Here is a 17,554-nt window from a genome sequence, read left to right as displayed (position 1 = left end):
CTTAGGCAGTCGCTTTCGTAAATTGCAATGCGCCCGCCGGCTTTTCTGCTTGAATCCATTGTGCTGCTGACATACGCCTACCGCCGGGCTTTTGTATCTCTAACACCTCTAATGCGCCGTCCTTGCACCACACCACAAAACCATCTTTGCTTTTACCCACAACCAAGCCAGGACGATTGCTTGCTTGCTCTTGGTATTGGTCTGCTTGCACTTGTGTCAAAGGGCGAGCACGCCAAAACTTGAGGCTTTGGCCATTAAGCGTAGAGCTTGCTCCAGGAAATGGGTTAAATGCCCGAATCAGACGATCAATAGTGATTGCGCTTTGCGACCAATCAATTTCAGCCTCGGCTTTTTGTATTTTTTCGGCGTAACACATCCCGTCTTCGCCCTGAGGAATGCGCGGCATTTCTGCTTGCGCATCCAGCATAGCGAGGCAGCGCACCATTAGCCTCGCGCCCATGTCGGCAAGGCGATCGTGCAAACTGCTGCTGGTTTCATCGGGCGCGATATCAATTGCTTCGCTTAGCACCATATCCCCCGTATCCAATCCCGCATCCATTTGCATAATGGTGATGCCCGTTCGCTCGTCTCCTGAAGCAATGGCTCGCTGAATGGGTGCGGCTCCGCGCCAACGTGGCAATAGCGAGCCATGGATGTTGAATGCGCCGTGCCGCCCAAGCTGCTCCGCTAGGTCCAATATTGACTGCGGGATGATCAGGCCATAGGCAACCACTACCATGGCATCAAACTGGGTTTGGCTCAAGACGTGCAAGGCCGCGATTGCTTCCGCTCTTTTTGCATCGTCGGCGCTATTGGTATTGAGGGATGTCGGCTGGAGCAACGGAATGCCCTTGCTCAGCGCAAACTCCTTAACGGGGCTCGCATGTAAATGCATGCCGCGGCCGGCACGTCGATCGGGCTGAGTTAGAACCAATGCAATCGTATGCCCAGCTGCCTCTATGGCTTGTAAGGCATGCGCAGCAAACTCGGGGGTGCCAGCAAAAACGACCCTCATCGTGGGCGCCTTCTCAGCGTTGTCCTACCAGCTCTTTGGCGCGCTTTTTCATTTTGAGGGCGATGCGGTTGCGCTTTAGGAAAGAGAGGTATTCCACGAACACCTTTCCAAGCAAGTGATCCATTTCGTGTTGCAAGCAAACCGAAAGCAAGCCGTCGGCTTTGATTTCAAATGGTTTGCCATTCACGTCAAGCGCCTTTACTTGAATCTGATCAGGTCGCTCTACTTCATCAAAGAACTCGGGTACCGACAGGCAACCTTCGCGCCATGCTTTTTTCTCCGGGCTAGCCCAAACGAGCTCCGGATTGATGAAGACCATCAGCTGGTTTTGCTCCTCTGATACGTCAATCACAATAATGCGCTCATGTATATCTACTTGGGTCGCAGCCAAACCCACGCCGGGGGCGTCATACATCGTCTCCGCCATGTCGGCAACGATCTTGCGCACACGATCGTCCACGACGGCAACAGGCTTTGCTACCTTATGCAATCGCTGGTCGGGGTAATGGAGAACGGTTAACAAAGTCATATCAGAATTATCTTACAGACTAATCAGGCTGGGCTGATTGGCAAACAAAAGCCCGTGCTCAAGAATTGGTTTATGCAAAACCATCCCTCCATGCAGTTACTCTATCCCGGCAAGCCGGGCTATCCAAAGCGCCTACTCGATTTACGTGATCCACCTAGCCCTCTATATATATACGGTGATGCTGCCTTATTTAAACGTCCTGCCATTGCTATTGTCGGGTCACGTAAAGCCAGCCTTCAAGGCCTCTATATTGCTTCCGAGTTGTCAAAGGGGCTCGCAGAGGCTGGTTTTTTGATCGTTTCTGGGCTTGCACGGGGCATTGATGGGGCAGCACACCGTGCCGCCCTAAAATCCCCCGTCGGCAAAACTGGCGCCATTTGCGGAACCGGGCTGGATCGTGTCTACCCCTACGAACACCTTGCCCTGGCAGAGGCCGTCGCCCATTCAGGCCTTCTCATATCGGAATTCCCCCCTGGGGTTGGTCCAAAACCCTTTCACTTCCCGAGGCGTAACCGCCTGATTGCGGCCCTTGCCTTAGGGGTAGTAGTCGTTGAGGCCAGCAATCGATCGGGGTCATTGATTACCGCACGCCTTGCGGCAGAGCTGGGCCGGGAAGTATTTGCCGTGCCTGGCTCGATCCTTGGGGGCCACTCGGAGGGTTGCCACAGCCTAATTCAAAACGGCGCCAAACTGGTCCACGCCTTGGGGGATATTTTGACTGAACTGCCCCGGAACCCCAACCTGTAGCGGATCTTGCTAATTAAAAAGCGGCGTAAATCGCCTGATATTGCGGGGAAAAGTCGGCATTTTGGACAGTTCTTGATTTATCGGTTAATAATAAAAAAGGGAATGCGCCGCAATAGGGGGCTGCATCGATGGCTGTAATTTGACTAATCTGTACTTAATTTAGGTTCACGCGTGGCTAAAGCAACTACCAAAACCGCATCCAAATCGACTGCAGGCAGCACGCCTAAAACACTGATCATTGCAGAAAAACCGTCGGTTGCCAGCGATATCGCTAAGGCCCTAGGCGGCTTTACTAAATACGATGATTATTTTGAAAATGAGCAGTATGTTGTTTCTTCGGCGGTGGGCCACCTTTTGGAGATTGCCGCCCCTGAGGAATACGATGTTAAGCGCGGAAAGTGGTCGTTTGCCAATTTGCCAGTGGTTCCCCCCCATTTTGATCTGCGGCCGATTGTAAAAACGGAGTCACGACTCAAGGTTTTACAAAAACTGATTAAGCGCAAAGACATTGCTGCCTTGGTTAATGCCTGTGACGCGGGTCGCGAGGGTGAGCTGATTTTTCGCTTGATTGCACAACACGCCAAGGCCAGTCAGCCAATTAAGCGCTTATGGCTGCAATCGATGACGCCCAACGCCATCCGCGAAGGATTTAGCGCACTGCGCTCTGATGCAGACATGCAACCTTTGGCTGATGCTGCGCGCTGCCGTTCTGAAGCCGACTGGTTGGTTGGCATTAACGGCACCCGCGCCATGACAGCCTTCAATAGCAAAAGTGGTGGCTTCTTTTTGACGACAGTGGGGCGCGTGCAAACACCAACCCTATCCATTGTGGTTGAGCGCGAAGAGCTCATTCGTAAATTTATTTCTAAAGATTACTGGGAAGTAAAGGCTGATTTTCTGGCATCGGCTGGGGTTTATGAGGGCCGCTGGTTTGATCCTAAATTTAAGAAGGACGCTGCGGAGCCAGATTTACGCGAGAACCGCCTATGGAGCGAAGCGGCTGCGAACAGCATTGTGGCCGCGTGCCGCAACAAGAAGGCCAGCGTGCGCGAAGAGGCAAAACCCGCGACGCAGCTAGCGCCACAGCTATTTGATTTAACCAGCCTGCAACGCGAGGCGAATGCCCGCTTTGGTTTCTCGGCAAAAAACACCTTGGGTCTTGCTCAGGCTTTATACGAACGCCATAAAGTGCTTACTTACCCACGAACCGACTCAAGAGCATTACCAGAAGACTACTTGGACACCGTAAAGCAAACCGTTGAAAATCTGGCCGCGAATTCCAATGAGTACCGACCCCATGCCAACGCCATATTGAAAGGCGATGGAAAAGACAGCGCCGCCAAAACAAAAGGGTATGGCTGGATCAAGCCCAATAAGCGAATTTTTGATAACTCTAAAATATCAGATCACTTCGCCATTATTCCCACGCTGGAATCCCCTAAGAGCCTCAGCGAGCCAGAACAAAAACTCTACGATTTGGTTGTGCGGCGATTCTTAGCGGTGTTTTTTCCTGCCGCAGAATTCCGTGTCACCACTCGCATAACCGAATGTTCGGGGCACCACTTTAAAACCGAAGGACGCGTTTTGGTTCACCCAGGCTGGCTAGCCGTCTATGGTCGCAGCAATCAAGCGGACGACGAACTGGTTGCGGTACAAGAAAACGAAACGGTACAAAGCGACACGATTGAGGCGCTGGCTCTAAAAACAAAACCACCAGCCCGCTATAGCGAAGCAACACTCCTCTCGGCCATGGAAAGCGCCGGCAAGTGGGTTGATGATGACGATATGCGTGAGGCGATGGCTGAAAAGGGCCTTGGCACTCCTGCGACCCGCGCCGCCATCATTGAGGGGCTGCTAGCAGAAAAATACATGGTGCGCGAAGCGAGGGAGCTCATACCCACTGCCAAAGCATTCCAATTGATGACCCTGTTACGTGGTCTCGATGTCGAAGAATTAACGCGCCCAGATCTTACCGGCAATTGGGAAAATAAGCTCTCGCTAATTGAGCAAGGAAAAATGAAGCGCGATGCATTTATGCAGGAAATTGCACAAATGACGCAGCGCATTGTGAAGCGTGCCAAAGAATACGATAGCGATACCATTCCGGGCGACTACGCCACCCTCACCACACCCTGCCCCCATTGCAAAGGGTCCGTCAAAGAAAACTACCGGCGCTTTGCTTGTGAGAAGTGTGGCTTTACGATTAGTAAAACGCCAGGCGGGCGGGCATTTGAATACGATGAAGTTGAAACGCTGTTGCGTGATAAGACCATCGGACCATTACAGGGGTTTCGTAGCAAGATCGGCCGCCCTTTTGCGGCCATCATTCAGCTAACTGAAATTCCGGAGGACGATAAAGACTATCCCAACGCCGGCTTCAAATTGGAATTCGACTTTGGTAATACTGAAGATGATGATGCGGAAGCCATCGACTTTACTGGTCGCACCGCTTTAGGCGTTTGCCCAAAATGTTCTGGTGCAGTCTATGAAGATGGCATGCGTTATGTTTGTGAGCGCAATACCGGGCCTAGCAAAACCTGTGATTTCAAAACAGGCAAGGTTGTCTTGCAGCAAGAGATATCGACGGAGCAAGTTCAGAAACTGCTGACCAGCGGCAAAACTGACTTGTTGACCAACTTTAAATCCAATCGCACCGGGCGCGGCTTTAAGGCCTATCTGGCTCTTGGCGAAGGCGGCAAAATTGGATTTGAATTTGAAGCGAAAGCGCCCAAAGCGGGCGCTGCCCCGCCCGCCAAAAAACGATCAGGTGCAAGCGCTGCAGCCAAGGCAGAGGTAAAACCTAAGCGCGTCAGCAAAGCAAAGTCCCCTGCCAAAACCTGATCTGTAATTAGTTTTGCTGCCAAGGCAGACCACAAAATACCGCGCGACCCAAGGGCAGTAGCCACAAAAATGCCGGGTCGCTGCGGCAGTGCGCCGATGATGGGCAGCCGATCGCCTGCTACACAACGAATACCAACGAATTGGCCGTCTGGCGTCAGCTCACTTTGGTTGCCCTCGGCATAGTTGAGTAGACCGGCTGCCTGCGCTTGATTAAAGCGATCACTTTCAAAGCGGGGGTGATGATCGCTTTCATTTTCATCAAAACTCGAGCCGACAATCCAGCGCATATTGCCATTTTCTAATCGACTCGCTGGAATGCAGTAACCGTCGCCACAGATAATCGCTCGGGGTAAGCGAGTAATCCAATCACTCTTCGAGTCAATTTGAAAAAAGCTCAGCTGACCGCGTACCGGCTTCAGGGGCAACTTAATTTGGATGCTACTCAGTAATTTTTTTGACGATAGGCCGGCCGCAACGATCACCTTATTTGCGCGTATCGAGATTTTGTTTGTCGTGTCGCTTAGCAGCCAGTGATTGCCTTCGCGCATCAATGTGTCTATCCGCACCTGATTGATCTGCGTTAACTGCGCGCAGGGTTGCAATAGCTCTTTACTTGTTTTTTCTAAGCTCAGCATTCCGGCATTGGGAAACCAAACGCCGGCTCGTGCCACTCCTGCCAACTGACTTGCTTGTTCTGCGGAGACAGGGAACGCTATTTCTGGTCTTAAGCCAAGCTCCGACAGTTGCAGCGCGATGGCATCGGCATCAAAATCAAGGCCATTTTTTATAGGCTGCAGTGCGCCGCGGTGCACCCATTGATCGCCCCAACGGGCTAATGCCAGCTCAAATGCGATGCGAGTTAATTGGAGTAGTTTTGCTGATCCCCTGGTGATATGGGGATGGGCAATGGCATAGGCGTGACTTGAACATCCTGTGGCAGGGCCACATTCAGACTCAACAACGCATACTGCGTGACCCCGAGAGATGATTTCGTACGCAATGCTTGCGCCTGCGATGCCAGCCCCAATCACCACGATGTCATGGTGCTGGGGGGCGATCATATGGTGAACAGGAATCAGCTTCCGATGCGTTGCTCAATCTTGCTGCGCGTTGCTAAGAGCTCAGCTGGTAAGCGATGCTTTAATTGCTCAAAAAGCTCCGAGTGCAATTTCACTTCGGCCTGCCAATCTGACTTGCTTACCGACATCACGTCACTGAACTGCTCGGCTGAAAAATCAAGGCCGTCCCAATGGAGATCCTGATACTCAGGGCAGATGCCAAAAATCGTTTCCTTGCCTTTGGCTTTGCCGTCCACGCGCTCGAGGATCCAAGCTAAGACACGCATGTTTTCACCAAAGCCAGGCCAGACAAACTGACCAGCGTCGTTTTTGCGGAACCAGTTGACGCAATAAATTTTCGGCAGTTCTGCGCCCGACGCCATTAATTTTTTGCCAAGGCTAAGCCAATGCTGAAAGTAATCGCTCATGTTGTAGCCAGCAAATGCGAGCATTGCAAAAGGGTCGCGACGCACAACGCCGACTTGACCGGTGATGGCTGCGGTGGTTTCCGAGCCCATGGTAGCCGCCATATAAACGCCTTCTTCCCAGTCTCGGGCTTCACTTACTAAAGGCACGGTAGTAGAGCGGCGACCGCCAAACAAGAATGCATCAATCGGCACGCCGTCTGGATCATTCCAGTTGGGATCAACTGCTGGATTATTGGTTGCCGCCATGGTGAAACGCGAATTAGGGTGTGCAGCTTTTCTGCCAGCGGCTCCATCTGCTGGAGTCCAATCTTTTCCTTGCCAGTCGATCAAATGCGCTGGTGGCGTTTCGGTCAAACCTTCCCACCACACATCGCCATCATCAGTCAGCGCCACATTGGTGAAGATGACGTCTTGGTTTAATGAGTCGATGCAATTGGGATTTGTTTTGCGATTGGTGCCCGGAGCAACGCCAAAGTAACCAGACTCTGGGTTAATCGCATGAAAACGCGTCTTGCCGGTCGCAGCATCTTTACGCGGCTTAATCCAAGCAATGTCATCACCAATGGTGGTCACTTTCCAGCCCTCAAACCCTTTGGGCGGAATCATCATGGAGAAGTTGGTTTTGCCACACGCCGAAGGGAATGCCGCCGCAATGTGGTATTTCTTTCCCTGTGGTGAGGTAACGCCGAGAATGAGCATGTGCTCTGCAAACCAGCCTTGGTCTCGTCCCATGGTGGACGCAATGCGCAAGGCAAAGCACTTCTTGCCCAACAAGGCATTGCCACCATAGCCAGAACCAAATGACCAGATCTCACGCGTCTCGGGGTAATGAACAATGTATTTGGTTGGGTTATTGGGCCAGACAACATCCTTCTCGCCAACCTCAAGCGGCTTACCTACGGTATGAATGCAAGGGACAAATTCTCCGTTGCTGCCGAGTTGATCAATCACAGCGCGCCCCATGCGGGTCATGATGCGCATATTGATGGCCACATATGGGCTGTCCGATAACTCAACACCAATGTGTGCAATCGGCGAGCCAATCGGGCCCATTGAAAAGGGAACCACATACATAGTTCTACCGCGCATACAGCCCGCAAATAAGGGCTTCAATGTTGCGCGCATCTCGTCCGGAGCAACCCAGTTGTTGGTAGGGCCGGCGTCCTCTTTGCGCTGCGAGCAAATAAAGGTGCGGTCTTCAACGCGAGCGACGTCTTGGGGATCCGAGATCGCTAAAAAAGAATTTTTTCGCTTGGCTGGATTTAAACGCTTGAATGAGCCAGCGGCCACCATTAAATCGCACAGTCGATCATATTCGGCTTGCGAACCATCGCACCAATGAATGTTGTCCGGCTTGGTTAGTGCAGCAACTTCGGCAACCCACTCTATCAGTTTTTGGTTCTTCACATACTCTGGCGCTGCAACTGAAATGGCATCGTGCGTTAATGGTTGATTCATGTAAAGCCCTCGCATTTTTAATATTTTGGATAGATCGATTTTAGCATTTTCCTGCCAGCGTTTTTCATCGCCTGAATAGCTGCAAGCCCTTGTTTTTAAAAGCAGAAGAAGAAGTGCCCTGAAATAAAATGGTTAATGGCCTTGTTATTTTCCAATGCAGAATTGACTAAATATTTTTCCCAATAAATCGTCTGGCAATAGGCGGCCGGTGATTTGGCCCAGATGTTCTTGTGCCAACCGAAGCTCTTCTGCAAAGAGTTCCAATGCGCGATTTCCTTGGAGCGCATAAATGCCTGCTTTACTCAGAGCAGCTTCCGCATGTAATAAACAATCGATGTGGCGTTGCCGAGAAATAAGAACATCTTCTTGGCCGGCTTGCCAACCGACGCGGGTCAAGATGGCATTTTTTAACTCTGGAATCCCGGCACCTGTTTTGGCAGAGACAAAAAGCATCTCCGGCTCTGTGGCGCTATTAGCCGCGCCAAGTAAATCCGCTTTATTGACTAATCGCAAAGACGTGCAACCCGCAGGTAATGCCGCCACTACTTCGGCATAAAGCATCTCATCGGCCGTTTGCGCATCCGGGGCCTCTATGTATAAAAGCAAATCGGCTGCGCGTATCGATGCCCAGGTGCGCTCAATCCCAATTGCCTCGACCTCATCATTCGTCTGCCGCAGACCAGCCGTATCAATAATGTGTATTGGAACGCCGTCGAGTGTGATGCTTTGCCTTACCCTGTCCCGCGTTGTTCCGGCTACAGAAGTAACAATTGCTACCTCTTCACCAGCCAGGCAATTTAACAAAGAGCTTTTGCCCACATTAGGGGCGCCTACCAAGACTAGCTGTACACCATCACGCAATATCTGTCCCTGCTTGGCAGCGCCAAGTAAGCGCTGAAGCTGTTCCTGAATATCGCTTAGCTGTTGGCGTGCGTGGGCGTTTTCTAAAAACTCAATTTCTTCCTCTGGGAAGTCGAGGGTCGACTCAACCAAAATGCGCAATTCCGTTAAGGCCTGAACCAAACGATGAATATCATCTGAGAACGCACCCTGCAGCGACCGCGCCGCGCCCATGACAGCGGCGTGCGATTGTGCATCGATTAAGTCGGCAATGGCTTCCGCTTGGGCTAAATCAATTTTTTCATTTAAAAAAGCGCGCAGAGAGAATTCACCCGGCTCGGCTATTGCTAAACCGGCCCCTTGGCCTAATTGTAGGCAGCGCTGCACAACTAAATCGAGAAGCTGTGGTCCGCCGTGGCACTGCAACTCTAAAACATCTTCGCCTGTAAACGAGTGGGGCGCTGAAAAGTAAATTGCAAGGCACGAATCAATAATGCGGCCATCATGGTTGCGCAAATCAACCAGTGTGGCTTTGCGGGGCTGCAGTCGTGTATTGGTAATAGCAAAGGCTAACTCTTGCAAGCCTTCACCACTGATGCGAATAATGCCAACCCCGGCTTTGCCGGGCGCAGTGGCGATAGCAACAATGGGGATTTTTCTAGATGCGGGCCCCATTGCTGACATTTGAATAGTGGATGTAGTACTACATTGCTCGTTTGATAATCATCTTATTGATCTGCCACTGCTGCGCAATCGACAATATGTTGTTGACTACCCAGTACAACACCAATCCGGCCGGGAAGAAAAAGAACATGATGGAAAAAATGATCGGCATGTAGAGCATCACTTTTGCCTGAATTGGGTCTGGTGGCGTTGGATTCAATTTGGTTTGAACCCACATTGAAACCGCCATAATGACTGGCAAGATGTAATACGGATCCGGCACAGCCAAATCATGAATCCAAAGAATCCAAGGCGCATTGCGGATTTCAACTGACGACAGCAACACCCAATACAAAGAAATGAATACGGGTATCTGAATCAACATTGGCAAACAACCACCAAGCGGATTGATCTTTTCCTTTTTGTAAAGGGCCATCATTTCTTGGTTCATTTTTTGCGGATTGCCTTTGTTGGCTTCGCGCATCGCCATTACTTTTGGCTGAACCTCTTTCATGCGCGCCATTGATTTGTAGCTTGCAGCCGATAAGGGGTAGAACAAGAGCTTAATTAAGAAGGTCAATATAACAATCGACCAGCCCCAATTGTGTACATACTCATAAATACGCTCTAGGGTCCAGAAAATGGGCTTAGCTAGGATCGTTAAATAGCCATAGTCCTTAAGCAGCTCGAGTCCAGGTGCAATTGCCTCCAGAGTACTTTCTTGTTGTGGGCCTACAAATAAACGTGCTGTCTCGGTGGTTGTTTTGCCAGGAGCAATATCTTCGAGCGGGGTTTGTATACCAACGCGATAGACGTTGGTGTCGATTTTTCCAGCATAAATATCGCGATTTAATTTATCGCTCGGTATCCATGCGCTTGCGTAATAGTGTTGCACCATCGCCACCCATGCAGGATCACCAGCAGGAACTTGCTTTGGTATGGCGATTTTGTTTTTCTCTATGTCGGTAAATTCGAGCTTATTAAATTTCTCTTTATTGGTATAGACCGCCGGGCCAGTAAATGTGCTGTAGAACTCACTCTCATCGAGCTTGCTTCCGTCGCGTACTAATTCGGTATATAAAACGAGAGGGCCTATTGCTGCGTTATTTTTGCTGACGCGGTGCATCACATCAATCACATAGCTGCTCGGATTTAGGATGAAGGTTTTTTCAAGGGTTACGCCACCACGCTCACTAGCCACAACCAAGAAAGGGCGGCCCGATCCATCCTTACCGCTCGTTTGCAATTTGAATTCACTGGTGTGGTTCGGTAAATCTGCGTTGCCTGCAGCAATCAATCCGGAGCGCGCAAAATATTGATGGCCCGGTGTTACCTGCATTAGTTTGATTGGTTTTTTATCGGCCTCTAGTTCTTTTAATAAGGTCGCGCTCACCACGTTAGCGCCGTCTGCACTCACCTCAATTGCGAGGACATCGTTTTGCAATGTGAAGCGCTCTTTGTTTGCCAGCTGTGCCATGCTCGCTGGAATTGCCTTGGGGGCAAGGGCTGGCGCAGTGTTATTGGTGTTGGCAGTTGAAACCGGTACGTCACTTTTCTTTTCATTCCCACTAACTGGAGCGGCCTCCTGCTTGCTCATGCTTTGTGATCCGAACAGCGGTGTCTTGCCTTCGTAGGCCAACCAGTTGTTATAAAGGAGCAGCCCCGCTATTGAAAAAACGGCCCAGAGGATGGTTCTTTTTGTGTCCATGTTGTATTTATTCTTTTATCTTGCGTGGGTTAATTGCTGGGTCATAGCCACCATGACTCCAAGGGTTGCAACGCAATAGCCGCCAGACAATGAGTCCGGTACTTTTAGCGCTGCCGTGGGCTTTAAAACAATCGCATGCGTATTGGGAACAGCTAGGCTCGAACTTGCATTGAGAGCCAAAAAAAGGGCTTAACGCGATTTGGTAAATCCGGATTAAAGCGATTGCCGCGCGATTAATGATCTGCACTTAAATTAGCTCCGCTAGTTGCTGCTTCAATGCATTAAATTCTGCGGAACGCAATCGGCCTCGCGTTGTTTGGCCAATGGGTTTCTTAAGCCGAATGACGACATCGTGACCTTCTAATATCGCACTGTGCGGCTGTCGTGTGCTTTCTCGAATAAACCGTTTTAGTCTGTTTCGATCTACCGCTCTTTTGGCTAATTTTTTTGCAACAGCAATTCCTAGAGCACTATCCGTGCCCTGACTACGAGCCCCTAAATACAAACCCCAGTTCTTTGATGTTTTGGGATTTGATTTAAGTAATTCGGATATGCGCGCGCTATTCAAGCCAGTACACTTACACTGCTAGGCGCTTACGGCCTTTGGCGCGGCGTGCATTTAATACGGTACGGCCACCACGTGTTTTCATACGGACACGAAATCCATGGGTACGTTTGCGGCGGGTTACGGATGGTTGATACGTTCTTTTCATGATTGACCTCGGGAAAGCCAAGTATTTTCCTTTGTGCCGCCCAAAAGGTCAACCTTAGTTCTGCTCTTATTGGGTTTTTCCCTTATTTTATTTTTCGACTTTTTCTTTGTTCATTGATTTATATAGGTTTTTATCATTTGGGCACAAGTTATCCACAGTTTTTCCACCTACTTATGGCTTGTGGATAACTTTAGAAAATCGCTACAATCAACCCTCCGAAAATGAGCAATCTAGAAAACAACACCACCCTCTCTTCCTTAAGCCCTCTGGGCTTTTGGGATCACGCCACCGCCACCTTGCTGCGTGAGCTTTCCCCGCAACAATTTAAAACCTGGATTCAACCCCTTAAATTAAATGGTTTGGATGAGAGTGAGTGTTTGCTTACAATATCTGCTCCCAATCGCTTTAAATTAGATTGGACGAAAAAAACGTTTTCTGATCGATTTCAAGAGCTTGCTCAAAGTTATTTTGGCAAGTCCTTCACTTTACTGTTTGTGTTGGATGATGGCGGCTCTGCATCGGCTGCAAGCGCCTTGGCCACAACTCCCACAAGCAGGCCTCAAGAGGCTAATACGGCATCTTCTGATTATTTACAGACCATGCCGGAAGCGGAGTTGGGCGAGTCGTCTGCCTTTGAATTAGAGGACCACTCCAAACTCAACCCTATGTTGACTTTTGAAACCTTCGTTACAGGTAAAGCAAATCAACTGGCGCGCGCCGCTTCAATTCAAGTGGCGCACAATCCTGGCACGTCATACAACCCCATGTTTTTATATGGGGGCGTCGGCCTAGGTAAAACCCATTTGATCCACGCAATTGGCAATCACCTTCTAAAAGAAAACCCCAACGCCCGTATTCGCTATATTCATGCGGAGCAATATGTGTCGGACGTTGTAAGGGCATATCAACAGAAGGCATTTGACCGCTTTAAACGCTATTACCACTCTCTAGACCTTCTATTAATTGATGATATTCAGTTTTTTAGTGGGAAATCACGTACCCAAGAAGAGTTCTTTTATGCGTTTGAAGCCCTTTTAGGTAATCGTGCGCAAGTCATCATTACCAGCGATACCTACCCCAAAGAGATGGCCGGCATCGATGACCGCCTTATCTCACGCTTTGATTCTGGACTCACAGTAGCAATTGAGCCACCCGAGCTTGAAATGCGCGTTGCCATTTTGATGAAAAAAGCGGCTGCAGAAGGCATACCAATGTCTGAAGATGTTGCGTTTTTTGTGGCCAAACACCTCAGATCAAATGTGCGCGAGCTTGAGGGTGCGCTGCGCAAGATTTTGGCATTTGTGCGCTTTCATGGGCGTGATGTAACGATTGATGTTGCCCGTGCCGCCCTGAAAGACCTTCTGTCGATTCAAAACCGCCAAATTTCAGTTGAAAACATCCAAAAATCCGTAGCTGACTTTTACAATATGAAAGTGGCGGATATGTACTCGAAGCGCAGGCCTGCGAACATTGCCAGGCCGCGGCAAATTGCCATGTTTATGGCAAAAGAGCTGACCCAAAAAAGCCTTCCGGAGATCGGTGAACTGTTTGGTGGGCGCGATCACACGACTGTTTTGCATGCGGTCCGCAAAATCACAGAAGAGCGTGCCCACGACAGCCAACTAAACCATGAAATTCATGTGATCGAGCAGACACTGAAGGCTTAAATGGGCTGTGGATAAACGTGTGGATGAGTCTGTGTATAACTGGGCAAAATTCATGTGTATAAATTGGGGAAAACAGCGCTGATATGCAAAAATAGAGTTAGTCGAAAAAGTTATCCCGAATCTATCCTTCATTTATACCGAAGTTGTGCACAGGTTTTTTTAGTTACAAGTAGTTGTTGTATAAGTCTTTAATGGGTTATCCACTGTTTTTTGAAGGCTTATTACTATTACTAGTTAGATATATACAAGGATTTAAAAGCAATGCAACTTATAAATACATCGCGCGATAGTTTATTAAAACCACTTCAAATCGTAAGCGGCATTGTTGAACGTCGTCACACCCTTCCTATCTTGGCAAACCTGTTGTTTAAAAAAACAGGTGAGCGCGTTTCTTTTGTTTCTACTGATATTGAAATACAGATAGCAACTAGCGCCAGTTTTGGTGTTGGTGATACCGACATGACAACGACAGTTGCAGCAAGAAAATTATTGGATATTTTGCGGGCGCTGCCTGAAGGCCCGGTATCGTTGAATTTAAAAGATTCGAAATTAGTGGTCCAAAGTGGCAAAAGTCGCTTTACCCTTCAGACCTTATCTGCCACAGAGTTTCCGGTGATGCAATCGGTGGGTGAGGTTACTGCAAGTTGGAAAATGCCACAAAAGGCGTTTAAGCAACTCATTAGCCAGGTACATTTCGCAATGGCTCAGCAAGATATTCGCTATTACCTGAATGGTATGTTGTTGGTCATTGATGGCAAGGAAGTTGTTGCGGTGGCTACGGACGGTCATCGCTTGGCCTATAGCCGGGTTGAATTGGCACAACCGGTAGCGGGTAGTGGTGGTCATCAAGAAATTATTATTCCTCGGAAAACCATCTTAGAGTGCCAGCATTTATTGGATGATAGCGATGCTGAGTTGGAGGTTAGTTTGACCGCCAATCAAATTAAATTTAACTTTGGTGATGTTGAGCTCATCTCGAAACTGGTTGAGGGCAAGTTCCCTGATTTCCAGCGGGTGATTCCAAAAGGTCATAAAAACTCACTAGTTGTTGCGCGTGAAACTCTCCAGGCAGCTCTGCAAAGAGCTGCCATTTTAACAACCGACAAATTCAAAGGCGTTCGTTTTTCCTTATCACCTAATCGCATTACGATTCAGTCGACCAATGCTGAGCAAGAAGAGGCTCAAGAAGACATTGAAACAGAGTACGCTGGCGATTCAGTAGAGATCGGCTTTAACGTAAGTTATTTACTTGACGTGCTCGCAAACGTCAAAGTGGAGCGCATTCAGATTAGTTTGGGCGATGCCAATAGCAGCGCCGTAATTACATTACCCGCTTCCGAGGACTTTAAGTACGTTGTAATGCCAATGCGCATTTAAATTAGAAAAATATGACTGAAGATATAAAGGCAGTAGAGCAGTACGGCGCATCATCCATTCAAATTCTTGAGGGTTTAGAGGCAGTTCGTAAGCGTCCTGGAATGTACATTGGCGATACATCCGATGGAACTGGTCTGCATCATTTGGTTTTTGAGGTTCTAGACAACTCCATTGATGAAGCGCTCGCAGGGTATTGCACCGAAATTACGGTGGTTATTCAAACGGACAACTCGATATCGATCGTTGACAACGGCCGCGGTGTTCCGACCGGGGTGAAGTTCGACGACAAACACGACCCAAAACGCAGTGCAGCCGAAATCGTTATGACGGAGTTGCATGCGGGCGGTAAGTTTGATCAAAATAGTTATAAGGTATCTGGCGGCTTGCATGGCGTCGGCGTAAGTTGCGTTAACGCACTTTCAAAGTGGCTAAAGTTAACCATTCGTCGTGATGGAAAAGTCCACTACATGGAGTTTGCCCGCGGCGTTATTCAGAATCGCAATATCGAAGAGGCGCAAGGCGTAGCCATCTCTCCAATATCTGTTACGGGCGAAACCGAAAAAACCGGTACCGAAGTTCACTTCTTGGCGGATGAAGAGATTTTTGGAAAAGTTGAGTTCCATTATGAAATTCTGGTTAAGCGCATTCGCGAACTTTCCTTTTTAAACAATGGCGTTCACATTCGATTAATTGATCAACGCTCTGGCCAAGAAGAGGATTTTGCTTATTCTGGTGGTGTTAAGGGGTTTGTTGAATACATCAATCAAACCAAGAACGTTCTTCACCCCAATATTTTCTATGCTGAAGGCAATCGTCCGTCGGACCTTGGTGGACAAATTACCGCTGAAGTGTCGATGCAGTGGAATGACAGTTTTAGCGAACAAGTATTGTGTTTCACGAATAACATTCCGCAACGGGATGGCGGTACCCACTTAACCGGTTTGCGTGCTGCCATGACGCGCGTCATCAATAAATACATTGATGAGCACGAGGTTGCCAAAAAAGCCAAAGTCGAAATCTCGGGCGACGATATGCGCGAGGGCCTTACTTGCGTTTTATCGGTAAAGGTTCCTGAGCCCAAATTTTCTAGCCAAACTAAAGATAAGTTGGTTTCCAGTGAGGTCCGTGGTCCGGTAGAAGAAATTGTCGCTGAGGCGTTGAGTGCATATCTTCAAGAGCGCCCTGCGGACGCTAAGATTTTATGCGGCAAGATAGTTGATGCAGCCCGCGCTCGCGAGGCCGCCCGTAAGGCTCGTGACATGACTCGCCGCAAGGGGGTTCTCGATGGTTTGGGCTTGCCAGGTAAATTAGCTGATTGCCAAGAAAAAAACCCTGAAAAATCCGAATTGTTTATTGTCGAGGGTGACTCTGCGGGCGGTTCTGCAAAACAGGGCCGTGATCGTCGTTTTCAGGCAATTCTTCCTCTAAAGGGGAAGATTCTGAACGTTGAAAAAGCGCGCTTTGACAAAATGCTTGCCAGCCAAGAGGTGGTCACCTTAATCACGGTGCTGGGCACCGGAATTGGCATTGAAGAATACAAGGCCGATAAGCTGCGCTATCACCGCATTATCATCATGACCGACGCGGACGTGGACGGTAGTCACATCCGTACCTTGTTGTTGACCTTCTTCTATCGCCAGATGCCAGAGTTGATTGAGCGTGGGCACATTTATATTGCCCAGCCGCCACTCTATAAAGTGAAGTTCGGTAAAAATGAGCAGTACATCAAAGATGATTCCGAGCTAAATCAGTTGCTCTTAAAAATTGCTTTGGAGTCTGCTTCAATTCAGACGCCGGGCGGTGATTTGATACAAGGTGCAGAGCTCGATGAGTTGGCTCGCAACTATCAAGTGATTCAGGCTGTTGTAGATCGCTTATCACGCACCATGGATGAAGATGCCTTGCGCGCGATTGCGGCAGGTACTCCGCTGAACCTTGATACGGAGGCGGCCGCCCAGGAATCTGCGGAGCGTTTGCGCATCGCCCTTAAAGAAAGTTTAGATTCCCTGGCGCTTGCGCCAGAGGTGATTGTTCAAAAAGAGGATCGGACCGAGCGTTTTCGCCTTCTCTTGTCGCGCCGAATTCACGGAAACTTAAAGTTGTCTGCTATTAGTTCAGACTTTATTCACGGCGATGATTATCAGAGTTTGACTTCTGCGGCCCGCTCCCTCAGTGGAAAAGTGTTGCCGGGTTCGCGCGTTCGTCGTGGTGATCCTGAAAAAACCCAGAAGGAGCAGGTGGTCACTGATTTCCGTGCGGCGTTTGCGTGGTTACTGTCTGAAGCTGAGCGAGTTGTGAGTCGTCAGCGCTATAAGGGCTTGGGTGAAATGAATCCACAGCAGTTGTGGGAGACCACCATGGATACCACAACCCGTACTTTGTTGCGCGTCCAAATTGAAGATGCCATTGTGGCGGATCAGGTGTTCACCACCTTAATGGGTGATGAGGTAGATCCGCGCCGCGCCTTTATTGAAAAGAATGCATTGATTGCCCGCAACCTTGATGTGTAA

At 49.2% G+C, this 17,554-nt stretch carries 13 protein-coding genes and 1 pseudogene; 5 read left to right on the top strand and 9 right to left on the bottom strand.

Annotation, left to right across the window (positions count from 1 at the left end; translation table 11 throughout):
- Window position 1 precedes the first annotated feature (1 nt).
- Together fmt and def are read right to left on the bottom strand one after the other, a co-directional pair.
- Window positions 2-1,015: a methionyl-tRNA formyltransferase gene (gene fmt / locus Q8M75_RS02935; protein WP_305486034.1), complete on the bottom strand. Its 1,014-nt coding sequence runs from the start codon at window positions 1,013-1,015 to the stop codon at window positions 2-4.
- Window positions 1,016-1,028: 13 nt separating this feature from the next.
- Window positions 1,029-1,544, bottom strand: coding sequence for a peptide deformylase (def, locus tag Q8M75_RS02930; RefSeq protein ID WP_305486033.1), 516 nt, complete (start codon window positions 1,542-1,544; stop codon window positions 1,029-1,031).
- 72 nt (window positions 1,545-1,616) lie between these two features.
- Between def and dprA the strand changes: the two genes are divergently transcribed.
- Both dprA and Q8M75_RS02920 read left to right on the top strand, forming a co-directional pair.
- Window positions 1,617-2,291 (top strand): DNA-processing protein DprA, encoded by a 675-nt coding sequence (gene dprA / locus Q8M75_RS02925; RefSeq protein WP_305486031.1) that lies wholly within the window; start codon window positions 1,617-1,619, stop codon window positions 2,289-2,291.
- A gap of 171 nt (window positions 2,292-2,462) precedes the next feature.
- The gene (locus tag Q8M75_RS02920; protein WP_305486029.1) at window positions 2,463-5,132 is read left to right on the top strand and encodes a DNA topoisomerase III; all 2,670 of its coding nucleotides are present in this window, start codon (window positions 2,463-2,465) and stop codon (window positions 5,130-5,132) included.
- 59 nt (window positions 5,133-5,191) lie between these two features.
- Here Q8M75_RS02920 and mnmC read toward each other — a convergent pair.
- The 7 genes and pseudogenes from mnmC to rpmH form a co-directional block, all read right to left on the bottom strand.
- A pseudogene (gene mnmC, locus Q8M75_RS02915) lies at window positions 5,192-6,193 on the bottom strand (FAD-dependent 5-carboxymethylaminomethyl-2-thiouridine(34) oxidoreductase MnmC); the annotation flags it as partial.
- Window positions 6,194-6,207: 14 nt separating this feature from the next.
- Window positions 6,208-8,076, bottom strand: coding sequence for a phosphoenolpyruvate carboxykinase (GTP) (locus tag Q8M75_RS02910; RefSeq protein WP_305486027.1), 1,869 nt, complete (start codon window positions 8,074-8,076; stop codon window positions 6,208-6,210).
- 144 nt (window positions 8,077-8,220) lie between these two features.
- The gene (gene mnmE, locus Q8M75_RS02905) at window positions 8,221-9,591 is read right to left on the bottom strand and encodes a tRNA uridine-5-carboxymethylaminomethyl(34) synthesis GTPase MnmE (RefSeq protein ID WP_305486024.1); all 1,371 of its coding nucleotides are present in this window, start codon (window positions 9,589-9,591) and stop codon (window positions 8,221-8,223) included.
- A gap of 28 nt (window positions 9,592-9,619) precedes the next feature.
- On the bottom strand, window positions 9,620-11,287 hold the full coding sequence (gene yidC / locus Q8M75_RS02900; RefSeq protein WP_305486021.1) for a membrane protein insertase YidC: 1,668 nt from the start codon (window positions 11,285-11,287) through the stop codon (window positions 9,620-9,622).
- Between the two features lie 7 nt (window positions 11,288-11,294).
- Entirely contained in the window at window positions 11,295-11,534 is a 240-nt protein-coding gene (gene yidD / locus Q8M75_RS02895; protein ID WP_305486019.1) for a membrane protein insertion efficiency factor YidD, read from the bottom strand.
- A complete protein-coding gene (gene rnpA, locus Q8M75_RS02890; RefSeq protein WP_305486017.1) occupies window positions 11,535-11,855 on the bottom strand; it encodes a ribonuclease P protein component in 321 nt (106 codons plus the stop codon).
- 10 nt (window positions 11,856-11,865) lie between these two features.
- Entirely contained in the window at window positions 11,866-12,000 is a 135-nt protein-coding gene (rpmH, locus tag Q8M75_RS02885) for a 50S ribosomal protein L34 (RefSeq protein ID WP_108469945.1), read from the bottom strand.
- Between the two features lie 221 nt (window positions 12,001-12,221).
- On the opposite strand from rpmH, the gene dnaA reads away from it, so the two are divergent.
- From dnaA to gyrB, 3 genes are all read left to right on the top strand, one after another.
- Window positions 12,222-13,667: a chromosomal replication initiator protein DnaA gene (dnaA, locus tag Q8M75_RS02880; RefSeq protein ID WP_305486014.1), complete on the top strand. Its 1,446-nt coding sequence runs from the start codon at window positions 12,222-12,224 to the stop codon at window positions 13,665-13,667.
- Between the two features lie 261 nt (window positions 13,668-13,928).
- On the top strand, window positions 13,929-15,044 hold the full coding sequence (gene dnaN, locus Q8M75_RS02875; protein ID WP_305486012.1) for a DNA polymerase III subunit beta: 1,116 nt from the start codon (window positions 13,929-13,931) through the stop codon (window positions 15,042-15,044).
- 11 nt (window positions 15,045-15,055) lie between these two features.
- Window positions 15,056-17,554: a DNA topoisomerase (ATP-hydrolyzing) subunit B gene (gene gyrB, locus Q8M75_RS02870; RefSeq protein ID WP_305486009.1), complete on the top strand. Its 2,499-nt coding sequence runs from the start codon at window positions 15,056-15,058 to the stop codon at window positions 17,552-17,554.

This window comes from Polynucleobacter sp. (genome assembly GCF_030693775.1).
Lineage (GTDB): Bacteria > Pseudomonadota > Gammaproteobacteria > Burkholderiales > Burkholderiaceae > Polynucleobacter.
This window is presented reverse-complemented; position numbering and strand designations above follow the sequence as displayed.

What these genes read in the sequence shown, in the direction of transcription:
- Q8M75_RS02910 (WP_305486027.1), bottom strand. Translation starts at nt 8,076, where the DNA reads ATGAATCAACCATTAACGCACGATGCCATTTCAGTTGCAGCGCCAGAG.
- mnmE (WP_305486024.1), bottom strand. Translation starts at nt 9,591, where the DNA reads ATGGGGCCCGCATCTAGAAAAATCCCCATTGTTGCTATCGCCACTGCG.
- yidC (WP_305486021.1), bottom strand. Translation starts at nt 11,287, where the DNA reads ATGGACACAAAAAGAACCATCCTCTGGGCCGTTTTTTCAATAGCGGGG.
- gyrB (WP_305486009.1), top strand. Translation starts at nt 15,056, where the DNA reads ATGACTGAAGATATAAAGGCAGTAGAGCAGTACGGCGCATCATCCATT.
- dnaA (WP_305486014.1), top strand. Translation starts at nt 12,222, where the DNA reads ATGAGCAATCTAGAAAACAACACCACCCTCTCTTCCTTAAGCCCTCTG.
- fmt (WP_305486034.1), bottom strand. Translation starts at nt 1,015, where the DNA reads ATGAGGGTCGTTTTTGCTGGCACCCCCGAGTTTGCTGCGCATGCCTTA.
- def (WP_305486033.1), bottom strand. Translation starts at nt 1,544, where the DNA reads ATGACTTTGTTAACCGTTCTCCATTACCCCGACCAGCGATTGCATAAG.
- dnaN (WP_305486012.1), top strand. Translation starts at nt 13,929, where the DNA reads ATGCAACTTATAAATACATCGCGCGATAGTTTATTAAAACCACTTCAA.
- dprA (WP_305486031.1), top strand. Translation starts at nt 1,617, where the DNA reads ATGCAAAACCATCCCTCCATGCAGTTACTCTATCCCGGCAAGCCGGGC.
- rpmH (WP_108469945.1), bottom strand. Translation starts at nt 12,000, where the DNA reads ATGAAAAGAACGTATCAACCATCCGTAACCCGCCGCAAACGTACCCAT.